17 protein-coding genes are annotated in these 16499 nt (G+C 61.7%); 3 read left to right on the top strand and 14 right to left on the bottom strand.

Annotation, left to right across the window (positions count from 1 at the left end; translation table 11 throughout):
• Positions 1–26: 26 nt before the first annotated feature.
• Both IVB05_RS31960 and IVB05_RS31955 read left to right on the top strand, forming a co-directional pair.
• Complete coding sequence (locus tag IVB05_RS31960; protein WP_247780004.1) at positions 27–446, top strand: phage terminase large subunit family protein; 420 nt, start codon at positions 27–29, stop codon at positions 444–446.
• Positions 447–682: 236 nt separating this feature from the next.
• Positions 683–1417, top strand: coding sequence for a Crp/Fnr family transcriptional regulator (locus IVB05_RS31955; RefSeq protein ID WP_247787177.1), 735 nt, complete (start codon positions 683–685; stop codon positions 1415–1417).
• 50 nt (positions 1418–1467) lie between these two features.
• Here IVB05_RS31955 and IVB05_RS31950 read toward each other — a convergent pair whose 3' ends face one another.
• From IVB05_RS31950 to IVB05_RS31885, 14 genes are all read right to left on the bottom strand, one after another.
• Positions 1468–2139: an ATP-binding cassette domain-containing protein gene (locus IVB05_RS31950; protein ID WP_247780003.1), complete on the bottom strand. Its 672-nt coding sequence runs from the start codon at positions 2137–2139 to the stop codon at positions 1468–1470.
• A complete protein-coding gene (locus tag IVB05_RS31945; protein WP_247780002.1) occupies positions 2136–2882 on the bottom strand; it encodes an ATP-binding cassette domain-containing protein in 747 nt (248 codons plus the stop codon). The genes IVB05_RS31950 and IVB05_RS31945 overlap by 4 nt, the downstream gene beginning before the upstream one ends.
• Positions 2879–3868: a branched-chain amino acid ABC transporter permease gene (locus IVB05_RS31940; RefSeq protein ID WP_247780001.1), complete on the bottom strand. Its 990-nt coding sequence runs from the start codon at positions 3866–3868 to the stop codon at positions 2879–2881. Before IVB05_RS31940 ends, IVB05_RS31945 begins: the two co-directional genes overlap by 4 nt.
• On the bottom strand, positions 3868–4764 hold the full coding sequence (locus tag IVB05_RS31935; RefSeq protein WP_247780000.1) for a branched-chain amino acid ABC transporter permease: 897 nt from the start codon (positions 4762–4764) through the stop codon (positions 3868–3870). The genes IVB05_RS31940 and IVB05_RS31935 overlap by 1 nt, the downstream gene beginning before the upstream one ends.
• Positions 4765–4859: 95 nt before the next feature.
• On the bottom strand, positions 4860–6167 hold the full coding sequence (locus tag IVB05_RS31930) for an ABC transporter substrate-binding protein (RefSeq protein WP_247779999.1): 1308 nt from the start codon (positions 6165–6167) through the stop codon (positions 4860–4862).
• Between the two features lie 199 nt (positions 6168–6366).
• Positions 6367–7053: a cyclase family protein gene (locus tag IVB05_RS31925; RefSeq protein WP_247779998.1), complete on the bottom strand. Its 687-nt coding sequence runs from the start codon at positions 7051–7053 to the stop codon at positions 6367–6369.
• A gap of 35 nt (positions 7054–7088) precedes the next feature.
• The gene (locus IVB05_RS31920; RefSeq protein WP_247779997.1) at positions 7089–8378 is read right to left on the bottom strand and encodes a TRAP transporter large permease; all 1290 of its coding nucleotides are present in this window, start codon (positions 8376–8378) and stop codon (positions 7089–7091) included.
• A 5-nt stretch (positions 8379–8383) separates the two neighbouring features.
• Positions 8384–8905, bottom strand: coding sequence for a TRAP transporter small permease (locus IVB05_RS31915; protein WP_247779996.1), 522 nt, complete (start codon positions 8903–8905; stop codon positions 8384–8386).
• A gap of 103 nt (positions 8906–9008) precedes the next feature.
• A complete protein-coding gene (gene dctP / locus IVB05_RS31910; protein ID WP_247779995.1) occupies positions 9009–10010 on the bottom strand; it encodes a TRAP transporter substrate-binding protein DctP in 1002 nt (333 codons plus the stop codon).
• Positions 10011–10057: 47 nt separating this feature from the next.
• Complete coding sequence (locus IVB05_RS31905; protein WP_247779994.1) at positions 10058–10756, bottom strand: GntR family transcriptional regulator; 699 nt, start codon at positions 10754–10756, stop codon at positions 10058–10060.
• 160 nt (positions 10757–10916) lie between these two features.
• Entirely contained in the window at positions 10917–11636 is a 720-nt protein-coding gene (locus tag IVB05_RS31900) for a substrate-binding domain-containing protein (RefSeq protein WP_247779993.1), read from the bottom strand.
• A complete protein-coding gene (locus IVB05_RS31895) occupies positions 11633–13774 on the bottom strand; it encodes a molybdopterin cofactor-binding domain-containing protein (RefSeq protein ID WP_247779992.1) in 2142 nt (713 codons plus the stop codon). Before IVB05_RS31895 ends, IVB05_RS31900 begins: the two co-directional genes overlap by 4 nt.
• Complete coding sequence (locus IVB05_RS31890) at positions 13771–14241, bottom strand: (2Fe-2S)-binding protein (protein ID WP_247787176.1); 471 nt, start codon at positions 14239–14241, stop codon at positions 13771–13773. The genes IVB05_RS31895 and IVB05_RS31890 overlap by 4 nt, the downstream gene beginning before the upstream one ends.
• 27 nt (positions 14242–14268) lie before the next feature.
• Positions 14269–15246: a tripartite tricarboxylate transporter substrate binding protein gene (locus IVB05_RS31885; RefSeq protein WP_247779991.1), complete on the bottom strand. Its 978-nt coding sequence runs from the start codon at positions 15244–15246 to the stop codon at positions 14269–14271.
• A 161-nt stretch (positions 15247–15407) separates the two neighbouring features.
• Here IVB05_RS31885 and IVB05_RS31880 point away from each other — a divergent pair, with 161 nt between their 5' ends.
• Positions 15408–16496 carry a hypothetical protein gene (locus IVB05_RS31880; protein ID WP_247779990.1) on the top strand — a complete coding sequence of 363 codons (1089 nt, stop codon included), beginning with the start codon at positions 15408–15410 and terminating at the stop codon, positions 16494–16496.
• Positions 16497–16499: the final 3 nt, after the last annotated feature.

Raw genomic sequence — 16499 nt, 5'->3', positions numbered from 1 at the left:
TTATCGCCGCTTTCAAGGAGCAAGAAATGGGTGGACTAACTTACAGCGGAAAATTTGAAGAACACATCAATGAATTATATAGCCCGCAGAATATCGGCAAAACCGCGAAGAAATTCAAAGAGTACGAGAAGAAGAACGGCCCTTATGCGTTCGGGAAATTTACGAAATTCCTGGTGCCGAAGAAGGAAAACTGGGCCAGCGAATCGGGAGCCACCGATGGGCACGACAGGTGGGAAAAGCACTCCGGCGCAATTCCCAAGGCGGTCCGCGACAAGATTACCGAAGTTATTGCAACCAATCTGAGGTCACCCAACCCGATGCCGCTGGTGCTGAAGGTCGGTGAGAACGTCGATGGCACGCATGACCTGAAAGTTCGGATCTTTGCCCATAATGGCCACATGCATATTGGACTTCACATGCTTTGTCCGAATTCTTCGCTGAAATAGCCCTGATCGCGTAGATTAGAATAGCCAGCAAGACCATTGGGTTTTGCTGGCTTTTTGCTGCAAATCGCCCTCCGCTGCGGCGGCTGTGCGATCCGGCCATGGTTCTGCCGCTATGGGAGGCATTGTTCCTGTTTTCCGCCCCCAAATCGACGCGCCGGGGCGCTTTCCGGTTGAAAAGCCGGCCTGCGTTGATTACGGAAGGGCTGCCATCCCGTGTTCCCAGGAGTTTGACTGGCGTGCCTCAACAAAGGACGGGTGAAGCTCACGGATTCTCGAGCAGCAAACTGTCGGTGTTGCGCAAGCACCCGATTTTTGCCGACCTCGAGCCAGAAGCTTTCGAGCAGCTTTGCCGTTACGCCAAACACTCCACGCTGAAGCGGGGGACCACGCTGTTTTCCAAAGGGGACCCCGGCCACAGCCTGTACGCGGTCATTTCGGGTACGGTGAAGATGAGCATCTCCTCGCCGGATGGCCGCAACGCGATCCTGAACATCGTCGGGCCTGGGGAAATTTTCGGCGAGATCGCGCTGCTCGACGGACAAGCCCGCTCGACCGACGCCATCGCAAACAGCACTTGCGAACTCTTCGTCATCGACCGGCGCGAGTTCATCCCCTTTGTGAAGGCTCAACCGGCGTTGGCAATGAAGTTCATCGAATTGCTCTGCGAGCGGTTGCGATCGACCAGCGATCAGGTCGAGCAGATTATCCTGCAGAATCTGCCCGGACGGCTGGCCAGCGCGCTGCTTCGCCTGTCCGAAAAGCATACGTCTGCGCCGCAGGGCCGAACCATCGCGATCACGCAGCAGGAGATCAGCGAGATGGTCGGCATGACCCGGGAGAGCATCAATAAGCAGTTGCGCGCCTGGGCAGGTCGCGATTGGGTGCGTCTCGAGCACGGCGCCATCGTTGTGCTGAATGCCGAGATGCTTCGCGAGATAGCGGAAGCGGGGTCCGGGCACGACAGCGACTGACCGTCGATTCGCCTCGCGAAGGCGGCCAGCGAAGTCGGGACGCTCAGGGCTCATTGGCTGGCGGGTACGGGATTGGCGCCACGTTCAATCGTGAATTCCACGTCAATCAGCTCACGCGAGTGATTCAGGTCCGATTGCGACATCAGCAAGGTCAGATCCTTGCCTTTGAGGGACGCAAGCACCTCCGACAGCCGTTCCGACAGCGCTGGCGCGATGCCTTCGAACGGCTCGTCGAGCAGCAGGCATTTGGTTCCAATGGCAAGCGCCCGGCCGAGCGCGACCAGCTTTTGCTGTCCGCCGCTCAGCAACAGCGCCTTGCGCTGGCGCATCTCGGTGAGTTCACCGATTACCTCATAGACGAAGTCGAGTCGGGCCTTGCGGTCGAGATGCCTCGCGACCCACAACGGCAACATGATGTTTTCCTCGACCGTCAACTGCGGCACCAGGCAGCGATCTTCCGGCATATAGCCGATCCCGAGTGCCGCGCGCGCATGGCGCGGACGGGACGACAGGTCGCTGCCTTCGAACCGCACCATCCCCCTGGCCGGCGTGAGGTGCCCCATGATCGAACGCATCAGCGTGGTCTTGCCCGCGCCGTTGCGGCCCACCAGGCTGACCATGGCGCCTTTCGCGACGTGCATCGTAAAGCCGCGCAATGCAGGCATCGACTGGATCTCAACGACAAGATTGTCGATTGCGAGCAATGGCGCCGCGTCGTTCATCGCACGCCTCCGGTGACGTAGCGGCGGACTTCCTGATTATTCAGGACCTCGGCGGGCACCCCGTCGGCCAGAATCCGGCCCTGATAGAACGCCACGACGCGATCAGCATAGCGGCTGACGATTTCCATGTCGTGCTCGACGAATACGATGGTCGCTGCGTCGGGCGCGACGGCGTGGATAACGCGATCCATGGTCGTGAATTTTTCTTCCGCCGATACTCCGGAGGTCGGCTCATCCAGCAGCAGTAGTCTTGGACGCCGCACCAAAGCCATGGCGATGTCGATCAGCTTGCGCACGCCGCCCGCAAGCTCCGAGATCGGACGATCGGCCAGATCGGCAAGGCCAAAACGTTCCAGCAACTCGACGGCCTTGTCGCGGCGGCCTTGAGCCTCGGCCGGCGCCCGGAGTGACATCCCTGCGCCGATGCCGGAAATCGCCACAGTGAGATTCTCGGCGGCGGTCAGCTCGACAAACAGTTGTGGAATCTGGAAGGAACGGGAGATGCCAAGCCGGGCTACGCTTCGTGGCGAGCGTCTGCCGATGTCAATTCCGTCGAGCAGGATCGTCCCGCTGTCGGGTTTGAGATAGCCGGTGACCATGTTGACGAAGGTGGTTTTACCGGCGCCGTTGGCGCCGATCAGGCTGATCTTCTGACCGGCCGGAACATCGAGGGTAAGCGCATCGGCCGCAACCACTGCGCCAAAGCGCTTCTCGAGCCTGTGTACCGAAAGAACCGGGTTCACGGTGTGGCTCCTCGTTCGGCGGTGAGGGAAGCCGCCGCCGAGTTGCGCCGTTTGCGCCGGTCCCTGATCCAGAGCGAACCGATGCCACGCGGCAGAAACAGAATGACGCCCAAGAGGAAGACGCCGAGCACGAGCTGCCAGGTATTGGGCAAATAGAGGTTCGAGAACGAACGGACCAGTTCCAGCGCCATCGAGGCGACGAAGACGGCGGCCACGCTCTGGTTACCGGCAAGCACCGCCACGAAGACGAATTCGCCCGATGTGGTCCAGTATGCGAATTGCGGATCGATATGCCGCTGCGCCATCAGGGCAAAGGCGCCGCTGGCGCCTGCGAAGATCGCGGCGATCAGGAAGTTGATCGATATGATCTGATTGGCCGAGAGGCCGAGATATTCGACGCGCAGGTTGTTTTCGCGCACCGCAAGGCTGGCAAGGCCGAATTCGGACCGGAACAGGAAGGTAGCGCCGATGCCGGCAAGACCCGTCACTATGACCGAGACGGCATACAGCATGAAGTCGGCCTCGCGCGGATCGGTGAAGCTCATGCCAAACAGGCTTGGCCGTCCGACATTGAACCCGTCGGAGCCGCCAAGCGCGGTCGATTTCACCAGCGCGCCGTAAAACACCATCGATAGCGCCAATGTCAGCATGCCGAAGAAAATCCCGCTGTAGCGCGCGATCAACGGCCCGATGACCAGACCGAGCAGGCCGCCGCAAGCCGCGCCGACGATCACCTGCGCGACCGCGTCGGTGAGACCCCACGCGTTGGCGATCAGCGCCACGCCATAGCCGCCGGCGGCAAAGAACAGGCCCTGACCAAACGACACGTTGCCGGTGCGGCCCAGCACGACGATGCCAAGCGCGATCAGCGCATTGGAGGCGGCAATCGTCGCCAGCGACAAGGTCCAGGTCGGCAGCGCGCGGCCGGCCAGCGTCACCGCAGCGACAAGACCTATCATGACCAGGGGATGCAGGCCTTTCCTCATCAAATCCGCCTTGCCGTTTCGCGCTTGAACAGGCCCTCAGGGCGAAACATCAGCACTGCCGCCATGATCAAATAGATCATGAACAGTTCGGCTTGCGGCATGAGATGCACCGAAGCAGCGCGCGCCAGCCCGACCAGAATCGCGCCGACTGCCGCGCCCTCGACGCTGCCCAGCCCTCCGATCACGACGATAGCGAAGCTCAGGATGATGACGTCCGAACTGAGGCCTGGCTGCATCGATATTTTCGGCGCGGTCAGGGCGCCGGCGAGGGCGGCGAGCAAGACGCCGAACGCAAAGGCGATCGCATAGACCTGATTGACGCGCACACCCATGCTCACGCTCATTTCCTCGTTGTGGATCACCGCCAGAACGATCTTGCCGATCACGGTTCGATTGAGGCCGAACCAGATCGCAAAGCCGATCAAGGCCGAAATCGGGATCAGCACCAAATCATAGCCGACGTAATAGAGCCCGGCGAATTCGAGATTGCCGAAGAGTTCATATGGCTGCGTCGCATAGATCGGATTGACGCCCCAGATCAGCTTGGTGACGTCTTCAAGGATCAGAAACACGGCATAGGTCACCAGCAGCAACACCACTTCGTCGCGGCCATAGAACATTTTCAGGAGGCCGCGTTCCAGCAGAAGTCCGACGGCGGACGCGATCAGCGCCACCGAGAGCAGCATGGCGACGAAGCCGACACCTGGAGGAAGGCCGCGCGCAGCAACCAAGGTCACCGTGCTCGCCGCGATATAGGCGCCGAGTGCATAGAAGCTGCCATGGGCGATGTTGAGGATCTTCAATACGCCGAAGACCAGCGTCAGGCCGAGGGCGACGATGAACAGCCACGAGGCCTGAATCAGGCCATCGAGAACGATCGTCAAAAAGAAATTCATGGCGATGGAGTCACGCGGGTCGTCGGTGGACAGAAAAAGGCGGCGCGGAGCTTAATCACGCGCCGCCATATGTGATCATTGGATACCGGTGCGGCCTAATTGCACTTGGCACCCTGCATGCCGCCTTTGATCCAGTCGATTGACTTCACGCCCGGGGGAGGGTTGACGCATTCGGCCGCGAAGTACTGGATATCCACCAGGTCGACCCGCTTTAGATCCGGATTGTATTTGGTCCGGCTGATGGCGATCGGCTGGATCGCCTGATGGCCGTCGGCGAGCTTCATCTGAATGAGTCCGCCGGGCGACGGCCACTCCAGACCGGTCATTGCCGCGACCATTTCATCGGTCGAAGGCTTCTTTCCGCCGTTCTTGCTCATGGCCTTCTCGACCGCGGCCTTCAATCCCAGGATCGCTTGTGTCATGCGATAGGCAGCCTGAACCGGATAGACGCCGTTGGCGGCCTCGTATCCCCTAAACAGCCAATCGTTCAGCGGCGATTTCTGCGACATCAGGCCATAGGCGCCGCGTGCGCCGATGATCGTGCCGTCGGGCATCTTGTCGCCGAGCGGCGGCAACACGTGATCGGCGGCGCTGAACACGAGCTGGCTGCGCTTCGGCAGCCCGCGGGGAGCCGACTGCAGGACAAAGGCCTGCAGGTCGCCGCCCCACAGGCTCGAATAGACCACGTCGGAGCCTGCGCCCACCAGCGCGGAGATTTCGGTGCCATACTGGCCCGCGCCGTACTTGGGCAGCAGGTCCGTCTGAACCTTGACGTTGGGATAAAGTTGTTGGGCGGCTGCGACGAAGTCGGCCCGGCTATCCTGACCCCAGGCATAGTCCTGGTTGATCGCCGAAAGCGTGTCCATCTTGATGTTCTTGGCCTTCATGTATCTGACGAGGCCGACGTTATCCATCGTGGCATGAGCGGCGGTGCGGAACACGTAATTGTATTTGGCTTCCTCGAAGATACGTGGCGTGCCGCAATCCATCAGCAGCAGCATCTTTTTCAGCTCTTCCGCGATCGGCGCCACCGCGAGGCAGTCGCCGGAGCTGATATAGCCGAGCACGACGTCGACATTGTCGCGCTGGTAGAGGTTGCGCAATTCCTGCACCTGCTTGGTGGCGCCGCCGTTCTCGTCGATGATGACGGGCTCGATCTTGATGCCGCCGAATCCGACCTTCTCGTAAGGCGAGGGCACTGAACCCTTGTTTAGCTGATCAATGACGAATTGCGCGCCGTTACGGGCAGGAACGCCAAAACTATCCGCCGCCGGGCCCGACAGGAACGTCACGATGCCGAGCTTGAAGGTTTCCTGAGCAGACGCGGGTACCGCCAGCCCAAGCGACGTCACAGCGACTGATGCAAATAGGACAGCACGATTAGTCCGCCGAAGACGGTCCATGTTCTCCTCCCCTGATTCGACGGGTGTTCCCGTCCGATTATCCGCGCCGTTTTGCCCCGGCATCGGCCATTATTGGGATGAGTTTAGGCAAGCTTTCACGGCGCGTCCATACGCGCCTCGTCCGAAAGGGAAGGTAGGGGTAGGCGGCTAGATGCCGCCTTTGTCGAAGACGTTACGCCGGTTCGACGCTTCGCCTGCTTCACATGTCAAACACCGCAACGGCGCGGATCGGCGAAGCCGTCCCGCCGCGCCACTTCATCGGCAGGCCGATGAAGGTGAACTGGCCGCGGCAAAGCAGCGCTTCGAGATTGCACAGGCTCTCGATATGGGTGATGTCGAGGTCGAGGCAGGCCTTGTGGACAAGGGCATTCACCTTGCCCTCGGGTCCCGGCCGCATCGAATCGATACCGAAATGCACGATGCCCTGCTGCGCCAGCCATTCGGTGGCGGCGACGTTCACGCCGGAATTGTCGCTCGAATATTCCTTGCGGGGGAATGTTCGCTCGTGGTGACCGGTGCAGAGCAGCACGGTGCCGCCCCTCGGCACCGGCACGCCGGCCTTCGTCACCGCGGCCTCGAGATCGGCAGGCGTAATCTCGGCGCGCGGTGCAATGTGGCGCAGGTCGATGCAGGTGCCCGGCACGATGCACTTTTCCAGCGGATACTCGTCGATGGATATGCCGCTTTTGCCGAAATGCCTGGGCGCGTCGATATGGGTACCGGCATGGTCCACCATCGAGATGAACATCGACGCCAGCCCGTGTACATTGCCGGACTCGGCAAAGGACTCTTCGTGGCTCTTCCAGACGCCGTGCATGACCGGAGGGTGGCCGGGATAGCTCGGGGTGCGATGATAGAGCTCCCGGCTGAGGTCGACGATCTTCACGCGTGGTCTCCCCGCCGCGGACCGCGGCGCCTGTTCTAGAACCCGAACGCCCTCGGCAACGCCAGCGACAGCCAGGGCACGTAGGTCACGATCATCAGCACCGTAAACATCACGTAATAGAATGGCCAGATGCCGCGCATCACTTCATCGACCGAAACCTTGCCGATGGCGCAGCCGACGAACAGCGTCGTCCCCACCGGCGGCGTCAGCAGGCCGATGCCGAGATTGAGCAGCATGACGATGCCGAAATGCACGGGATCGATACCGAAACTTTTCACGACAGGTAGCAGGATCGGCGTACAGATCAGCAACAGCGGCGCAAGATCGAGCGCCGTTCCCAGAACCAGCAGCATGATGTTCAACCACATCAGCAGCACGTACTTGTTGCTCGATATGGCAACGAAGAAATCGGTCATCTTCGCCGGCATCTGCATCAGCGCGGCGACATAGCCGAAGCATGATGCGGTGGCCACCAGCGTCAGCACCATCGCTACGGTCTGCAACGTCTTGTAGACCAGTAGCGGCAGTTCGGACCATTTGTAGTCGCGATAGATGAACATCGTGACGAAGAACGCCCAGACGCAGGCGACCGCACCCGCCTCGATCGGCGTGAAGACGCCGGTGAGGATGCCGCCCAGCACGATGACCAGCGTCACGATCCCCCACACGGCGTCACCGAGCATCCTGACCGCCTGGCGGATCGGCACAGGCTCCCCCTTGGGATGCTTGTCGCGATAGGCGTAGAACAGGCAGAGCAGCATCAACGAGAAGCCCAGCAGCAATCCGGGAATCACGCCGGCGAGGAAAAGGCTCGTGATCGACACCACGCCGCCAGTCGCCAGCGAATAGATCACCGAATTGTGGCTCGGTGGAATGATGATGGCCTGCAGCGAGGCGCTGATGGTCACATTGGTTGCGAACACCCGCGGATAGCCTTTGGCGGCCATCTGGGGAATCATCACCGAACCGATCGCGGATGTGTCGGCAACCGATGATCCCGAGATGCCGCTCATGATCGTGGTCGCGAGAATGTTGACCTGCGAGAGGCCGCCCCGCATGCGCGTGAACCCGACGACCACGGCTGCAAAGTCGACCAGCCGCTTGGCCATGCCGCCCTCGGCCATGATGGCGCCCGCCAGCACGAAGAACGGGATGGTCAGCATCGAGACCTTACCGACGCCGCTGGCAAATTGCTGCATGACCGCGCCGACCGGCAAGTCGATCCAGAGCGCGCCGACCAGCGATGACAGGGCCAGCGCATAGGCGATCGGCATGCCGATCGCGAAGAAGAAGCACATGCTGAGAAGCAGAACCGCGATATCCATGGGAATTACTCGACCGGTACGTGGGCGTCGCTGCCGTCACGCGGCGGCGGGCCGATGGTCAGGCGTTCGACGACGAACAGAAGCATCATGGCGCCGCTGACCACGATCGGAAGATAGGTGATGCCGACCGACAGCCATGGAAATTCATCGACCGAATTGTCCCAGGTGGTGTGAACGAGCCGCAGCCCCCAAATCACCATGAAGATCGCAATCACGCCCATCAAGACTTCGCTGAGGAACAGCGAAGCGCGGCGCAGCAGCGGCGGTAGCAAATCTGTACCCACCGTCATGTTCATGTGGATGCGCTGCCGATAGCAGTTGGCCGAGCCGATAAAGGTAATGCCGACGGTCAGCAGTACGGCCATCGGTTCGGGCCATGACGCGGCGCTGTTCAGGATGTATCGGGTATAGACGGCCCACGGAATGACCGCAGAGACCAGCACCAGCGCCACGCACGCGATCACGGCGCCGGTCCAGTAAACCGCATCGGTCACACGCCGGAAAGTTCCGGCCGCAGAATTGGACATTTTGACCTCGGAGAATAACGGCGCTTCAAATCGCTTCTGCGGCTCGGAGAGGCGGTGGCCCGAACGGACGTCGTCCGGCCACTCGCCAATCGCGAGCCAGGCGCTAGTTCACCGCCTCGATGCGCTTGACCATCGCCGCGTATTTCGCGCCGTATTTGTCCCAGACCGGCTTGACGGCGTCCTGGAACGGTTTCTTGTCGATGTCGGTGATGATCTCGGTGCCGGCCGCCTTCATTTTTTCGATGGCGGCGTTCTCCGCTTCATACCAGAGCACACGCTGTTCGGCCTGCGCTTCCTTCGAAAGCTTCTTGATCAGCGCCTGATCTTCCGGCGACAGCTTTTGCCAGGAGATGCGCGAGAAGACCAAAAGCTCTGGAATGATCAGGTGTTCGGTCATCGTGAAATACTTGGCCACCTGGTAATGGTTCTGCGCGATGAACGATGGCGGATTGTTCTCCGCGCCGTCGACCACGCCGGTCTGCATCGAGCTGAAGACCTGATCGAAGCCGAGAGCTACGCCATTGCCGCCCAGCGCATTCATGGTATCGACGAACAGTGGATTCCCCATCATGCGGACCTTGAGGCCCTTGAGGTCGGCGATGGTCCGGATCGGCCGCTTGTTGTTGTAGACGTTGCGCGAGCCGGCGTTCATCCAGCACAGCGCGATCAGGCCGGTCTTTTCGGCCGCGGAAATCTTCGCCAGCAATTCGTCGCCGATCTCGCCGTCGATGACTTTCTCCATGTGCTTGGAGTTGCGGAAGACGAACGGCATGTTGAAGACGTTGACGTCGTCCACGACGGGGCCGACGGCGCCGACCGAAATACGGGCGATCTGCAGCGCGCCGAGCTGGGCCTGCTCGATCATTTCCTTTTCGCCGCCCAGCTGCATTGAGGGGAACATCTGGATCGTCAGTCGGCCGTTGGTGGCGGCTTCCAGCTTCTTGCCCATCCGGACGACGGCCTCGACCGTCGGATAGCCCAGCGGATGAACGTCCGATGCCTTCAGCACCATTTTCGTTTGAGCAAATGCGGATGACAGTGGCGTGGTGGCCGCCATCGCGGCCCCGAGCCCTGCGCTCAGCTTGATGAAGTCGCGGCGTTTCATGGTGTTCCTCCCTGATGTTGTTTATCGTTTTATGGACTTTTCGAACTCTAGGGTCGCTCGTCGAAGTACTCCGGATTGATATGTTGAGTAGCCGAGATGTTCTCGAGAAGGCTTTCGAGGTGGACTTCCATCGCCCGCCTTGCGCCCTCTGCATCATGCGCCTCGATCGCGGTCAGCACGGCCTCGTGCTCGACGATCACCTTTGCGATCCGGCCGCGCTGGGGCAGGGTCAGCCGGCGATAGCGATCAACATGGACCTTCACCTGCTGGATATACTTCCAGATTCCGGGATAGCCTGCGACATCGGCGACTGTAGCATGAAACATTTCATCGGCCTGATGGAACGTATCGCTGTCTCCGGCAACGCTGGCCTCGCGCTGCCGCTCCAGGATCGACTGCAGCGCCAGAATCTGGCTCGGTGTCGCGCGTTCTGCGGCGAGCCGCGCGGTGGTTTCCTCCAGCGCCTTGCGGATGATGATGGCTTCCGGGAGCGCAGCGACCGGAATGCGCGAGACGAAGATGCCGGATTGGGGATAGATCTCCAGCAGGCCCTCATCCGATAATTTGAGGATCGCCTCGCGAACGGGGGTACGACTCACCCCGTAGGAGAGCGCGATTTGCGCTTCCGAGATGGCTTCTCCGGGCCGGCGCTGCAGCGACACCAATTCGACCCGAAGATCGGAATAGATTCTGGACGCTGCCGTTGCCGCGCGCGGTCTGCCGCTGCGGCGAGTGCCGGCGGCCATTCGGCGAACCGTTGGATCCGTCTTTTTCGATGCGCGAGCGGGCATGGCTGCTTTCTCGATTGATATATTAGTATATGAATTGGCTTTGACAATCAGAAATCGAGCCGCGCAGTGGTTTTGTGCCGGGCGCCCGGAAGGGGCGCGTCCAACAATTGGGGCGCTACGTTGGCGCCTGGCGCCGGCCGTTGATGAAGCCGGCGTGCTGCCGCTGTTCATGTTGTCCGGCGCCGGACAACAGGTCGATCAGATGTTGGGCTTGTTGCGGGTGGGCGGCGGCGGCCGTGATGCCCGCCGTGTACATGGTCGCGAGTTCGCAGCCCGGCGGTAGTGAACCGGACAAGGTCACGCCTTGGGTGCTGATGATCTCGGTCGATTGCGTACACCCGAGCGGACGTCGCGCCTCGGACGCCGCCAGTTTGCGCATCGCCGTCGCGCCATTCGGGAAAATTTTGAGGCGGGTGGCAACCGCATCGGCGATGCCGAGATGCTGAAGAACATTTGCAATGTGAATTCCAGCCGTCGAGGCTTTGGTATCCGGCACGAAGATCGCATCGGACGCCAGCAAGGCTTCGCGCAAATCAGCGGCATCCTTGACTACGGCTTGGGGATCGCCAGTGCGGACGGCGAGGGCGGTCTCGACCAAGCCGACATCGGCGATCGACGTGGCGACCACCAGCTTCTCCTCCGCCAGCTTGGCGACGAGGGCCGCGGTCAGGATGATGATGTCTGCCGGCGTGCCCTTGCGCAATTTGTCGGCCATGGCGCCGACCGCGCCAAATTCGCCTGCGATATCGAATCCGGTCAGGGCCTTGAAGGCCGGCGTCAGGCTTGCGACCAGACCCTCTGCCGCGCCGCCGCTCAGGATGTTCAGGGTGCTCATGCGGTCAATTCCATTGCGGCAATGATTCTGTCCCGCGTGATCGGCAGATCGCGCACCCGCACGCCGAGTGCGTCGAACACGGCGTTGGCGATGGCTGATGTAACCGGGCCATGGGCAGCCTCGCCGGCGCCGACCGGGTCCATATCAGGCCGCTGGATGACCTCAACCTCGACATCGGGCACTTCGCTGAAGCGCAGGATCGGATATTCCGTCCAGCTGGTGCTGGTGATGCGTTGCCGGTCGAAGCGGAGGCGTTCCTTCAGCACCCAGCTCGTGGCTTGAATGGCACCGCCCTCGATCTGGTTGATGACGCCGTCGGGATTGATCGCTTCGCCGACATCGACCGCCAGCGTCAATTTCCTGACACTGATCTCCTCGGCGCCCTCGATCTCGGCGATCGCCGCGCAATAGGCGCCGGTGTTCTTGTAGCGGGCAAAGGCCACGCCATAGCCGACGCCCGGCTGCTTCTCCGGCTTCCATTTGGCGCGAGCGGCAACGGCGCGGATGACGTCCTTTGCCCGCTCATCCCGCAAGTATCGCAGCCGGAACGCAATCGGATCCTCACCGCGCTCGGCGGCGATTTCATCGAGGATGGATTCAATCGCAAACACATTGCCCTGCGCGCCGAGCGTCCGCAGCGCCGAGGTGCGGATTGGCATGGTTGTCAGGCGATGGCTTTCGATGCGCCAGGAAGGAAAATCATAGAGCGGGACGGAGTTGCGATCGCTGCCGCCGCCATTGGCCTGCGGCGGATTGGTCGAGATCATGCGCGGAAACGGGTCCGCCAGTTCGAACCCCGCCAGCAATGCGGGCTGTGCCGCGCGCCCCGGGCGCGCTACATGACCGTTGCCCCAGATCGAGTGCCGCCAGTCGATGATTTCCCCCTGCGCGTCAAGATCGGCCTCGATCTCGATCGCCATCGCCGCCCCAAAGGGTGCATCGGACATTTCGCCTTGGCGCGACCATTGTACCCGCACCGGCCGACCGCTGGCGGCTTTAGCGAGCAGCACGGCATCGAGCGCGACATCGTCGGCGGCATTGTGCCCGTAGCAGCCCGCGCCCTCCATGTGCTCAACGGTAATGTGTTCGACCGGCAGCTTGAGAACCAGCGCCAGATCGGCGCGCAGGAGATAGACGCCCTGGCTGTGGGTCCAGACATGAACGCGGTCGCCGTGCCACTGCGCCATCGCGCAGGACGGTGCGATCGACGCGTGCGCAATATAGGGGCGGGTATATTGTCGCCTCATGGTCCGCGCCGCCGCGCCAGGTGATGCAGCCGTCTTCTTGTCGATGATCGTCGATTCCGCCGGCTGTGCTTTCAGGAACGAGGCCAGATCGTTTTCGTCGGGGAGGGGCTCGCCGTCAGACCAGGTCGCGCCCTTACGCAAGGCCTGAACCGCCAGTTCCGCGCCATGTTCGGTCTCGCTGACGACGCCCGCGAAACTGCCGTCGCGCACGATCGCGACGAAACCAGCGACGGCGCGGACGCCATCTTCCTTCAATTCGATAAGTTTGGCGCGCGCGTTCTCCGACCGCAGCACGCGGCCGTGCAGCATTCCCGCCAGTGCCTGATCGTGGATGAATCGCGGCCGGCCCAAAACCTTGTCCGGAATGTCGATCCGCTGAATTGAATTCCCGGCCAGCGCCCGGCGCGATGCGATCTTTGGCGTTACTCCGGGCGTGGTATCGCGATCGAGCGATACTTCCTCGGCAAGCTCCCAGTAACTGGTCCTGACATTGCCCGGTCCTGAAATGGTGCCGTCCTCGATGTCGAGTGCATCGATATCAACGCCCAGCCGTTCCACCGCGTGCTGCAGAAAGATCCGGCGAACCTCGGCACAGGCATGACGCAGCGCGCGGCCCGACTGCTGGATGGAGAGGCTGCCCGAGGTGACGCCCTCGTTGGGACTGGCGGCGGTTGACGCCCGGATTATCTGCACGCGAGACAGATCGATATCGAGCTCATCCGCTGCGATCTGTGCCAGCGCCGTCACGATGCCTTGCCCGATCTCCACCTTGCCCGGCGAGACCGTCACCTGTCCGTCGCTTGAGAATTTCAGCCACGACGACAGCTTTGGGTTTGCCGCAAGGCTTACCGGCAGTGCGGGCGGGGAGGGAGCGGGCGCCGGCTGATTCATCCTGCCGCCATTTCTTCCGCCGCGCGCAGCACCGCCCGCACCATGCGATTATGCGAACCGCAACGGCAGAGGTTGCGGTCGAGCGCTTCCTTCACCTCCCGGCTTGTCGGTGACGGGTTTCGCTTCAACAGCGCCGCTGCGCTCATCAGGATGCCGGAGACGCAATAGCCGCATTGCAGCGCCTGCTCGGCGATGAAGGCGCGCTGCAGCGGATGTGGCTGCTCGATCGTTCCCAGCCCTTCGATGGTGGTTACATCCCTGTCCGCCACCGACCAGAGCGGCGTATCGCAGGCGGACAGCGCGCGGTCGCCGACAATCACGTTGCAGGCGCCGCACTCGCCGGCGCCGCAGCCGAAATGCGGCCCGGTCATGCCGAGCTGTCCGCGCAAAATATCCAGCAATGACCGATCGGGATCGGCGTCAATCTCGGTCTCGGCGCCGTTGAGGCGAAATCGAACGCTCGGCATCGAGGGCGAACCTTTGCTCACGGCTTCTTATTGCGGCGGCTTGTCGAATTTCTTGACCACTTCCGCCCACTTCACAATATCGCCGCGCAGGAATTTGTCGAATTCCTCCGGCGTCATCGACATCGGAACCGCGCCCTGCTGGGTCCAGAGCTTGACGACATCGGGCCGTTTCACCGCCGCGTTCACGGCCGCATTGAGTTTGTCGATGATCGGCTTTGGCGTGCCCGTGGGCGCCATCAGGCCGAGCCAGATGGTGGCCTCATAGCCGGGAATGCCCGCCTCGATCACCGTCGGCGCATTGGGCAGCACGGTCGAGCGCGTCTTGCCTGTCGTGGCCAGCGCGCGCACCTGATTTTCGGCGACATTGGGCGCCATCGCCGGAACCGCATCGATCATCATCTGCACCTGGCCGCCGATCACGCCGCTGCGCGCCTCGCCGCTGTTACGGTAGGGCACGTGCACGACGTCGATGCCGGCCATGGCTTTGAACAGCTCGCCCGCCATGTGGTACGGCGTGCCCTGACCGGACGAGGCGTAGTTCAGTTTCGCGGGCTGTGATTTGGCCAGCGCGATGAATTCCTGCAGCGTCTTCGCCTGCACGGAGGGATGAACCACGATGACGAGGTCGGAATAGTTCACCGGGGCGATTGGCGCGAGATCGCGCATCAATTCGTATTTGCGCTGCGGAACCAGCGATTCATTCGCGGTCTGGGTGTTCGACATCATCAGCAGCGTATAGCCGTCCGGTGGTGACTTGACGGCTTCCTGCGTGCCGATCACGCCGCCGGCTCCGGTGCGGTTCTCGACGACGAAGGGCTGGCCAAAACTTTCCTGCAGAATGTTCCCGATCTGGCGGGCGGTGACGTCGGCAGGCCCCCCGGCGCCGAAGGGAACAATCACCTTCACCGGCCGCGACGGATAGTCCTGCGCCAGACCGGGCGTAGCCAGAAGAGGTGGCGCCGCAACAATTGCCGCCAGCGCGAGCGCCGTTCTCAAGCGCATCATATCGACCTCCCCAACTGACTCTTTTTCTGCAAGGGCCCGTTTACCAGCCTCGTGCCAAGTCTAGTGCCAAGTCTAGCTATCCGCGTACTGACCGCTAGTCCCAGAATCAGATATTCGTCGGTGCTCGGCCCATACAATTTCAGGGTGACAGGGAACACGACATGAGAATTGCCCCCAGTCTGGCCGTTGCTGCAATCATGCTTTCGGGCGGGACCTTCGCCAGTGCCCAGACCCTTCCCGCCTATATGGCGCCAATCGCCGGAAAAGCCGCTGCGACACCTTCCGACACCGCGACCAAGGATATGCTGGCGCTCAACACCGGCATGTTCGAGCTCTATGGCGATGCAGCAAAGATTTTCCAGAAGAACATCCTGAGCAAGCATCCGGTGATCCTCGGCCTGTTCTCGGGCGCAGGCGGCCGGATGATCCTCTATCGGCCGGGCATGGCGCCGCTGGACGCGCCGCAGGTGCCGATCGTGTATCAATTGCTCAAATCCGTCGGCCACAGCACGATGGCGCTGGTACAGGTCGTTGGCCCCTATGTCGATAACCCCGATAACAAGTCCTGGCGCGGCTCGATGCTGGCCTATCGCAGCCGCATGCAGTCGGCGCTCGACGGCCTCGATGCAACGCCGATGGAGCCGGGCTGGCGCGACAACAACCGCACCATCCTGCAGAACAACATTGCCTTCATGGACGAATGCGTTGCCAAGGGCGTCATTCCGTTCGCCGCGCTCGAAGCCTTCGGCAAGAAACAGGCGCCATATCTGGCGAAGAATGTCGCCTGGGCAGCGCAAACGCAAGTCGCGCACTGGATGACGGTGCTGGCGGACTGGAAGGCGCAGCTCGGCGCCGACTGGGACAAGACCTATGCCGCCAGCAACACGATCTACGTCGCGCGCCAGAACAACGTTCTGTTCAGCGTGCTGGCGCAATTCTTCGGTCCCGACGCCATCAATAACCGCCTGCTGCTGATCGAGACGATTTCCTTCACCACCACGCCGGCCGACATGCTGGAATCGCTGACACGCATCATCGCGGACCGATCGGTCGGCGCGCTGTTTTTCGGCAATTACCATCTGATGGATTACGAACTGATGGGCGGCGATGCGCGCGCCGCGATCCTTGCCGAGACCGGCAAGCGCGGCATGACACCGTTCCTGCCACCCGTCGTTCCCTTTGGCTCGAAGCAGTGGCCGACACTGGTCACGCCGGGACCGGGGCCTGCGACCATCGCCGACCTGAAGTAGTTC

This window comes from Bradyrhizobium sp. 170 (assembly GCF_023101085.1).
In the GTDB taxonomy this organism is placed as follows: Bacteria; Pseudomonadota; Alphaproteobacteria; order Rhizobiales; family Xanthobacteraceae; genus Bradyrhizobium.
The sequence above is the reverse complement of the archived record's forward strand: the minus strand, read 5'-3'. Positions and strand labels throughout refer to the sequence as shown.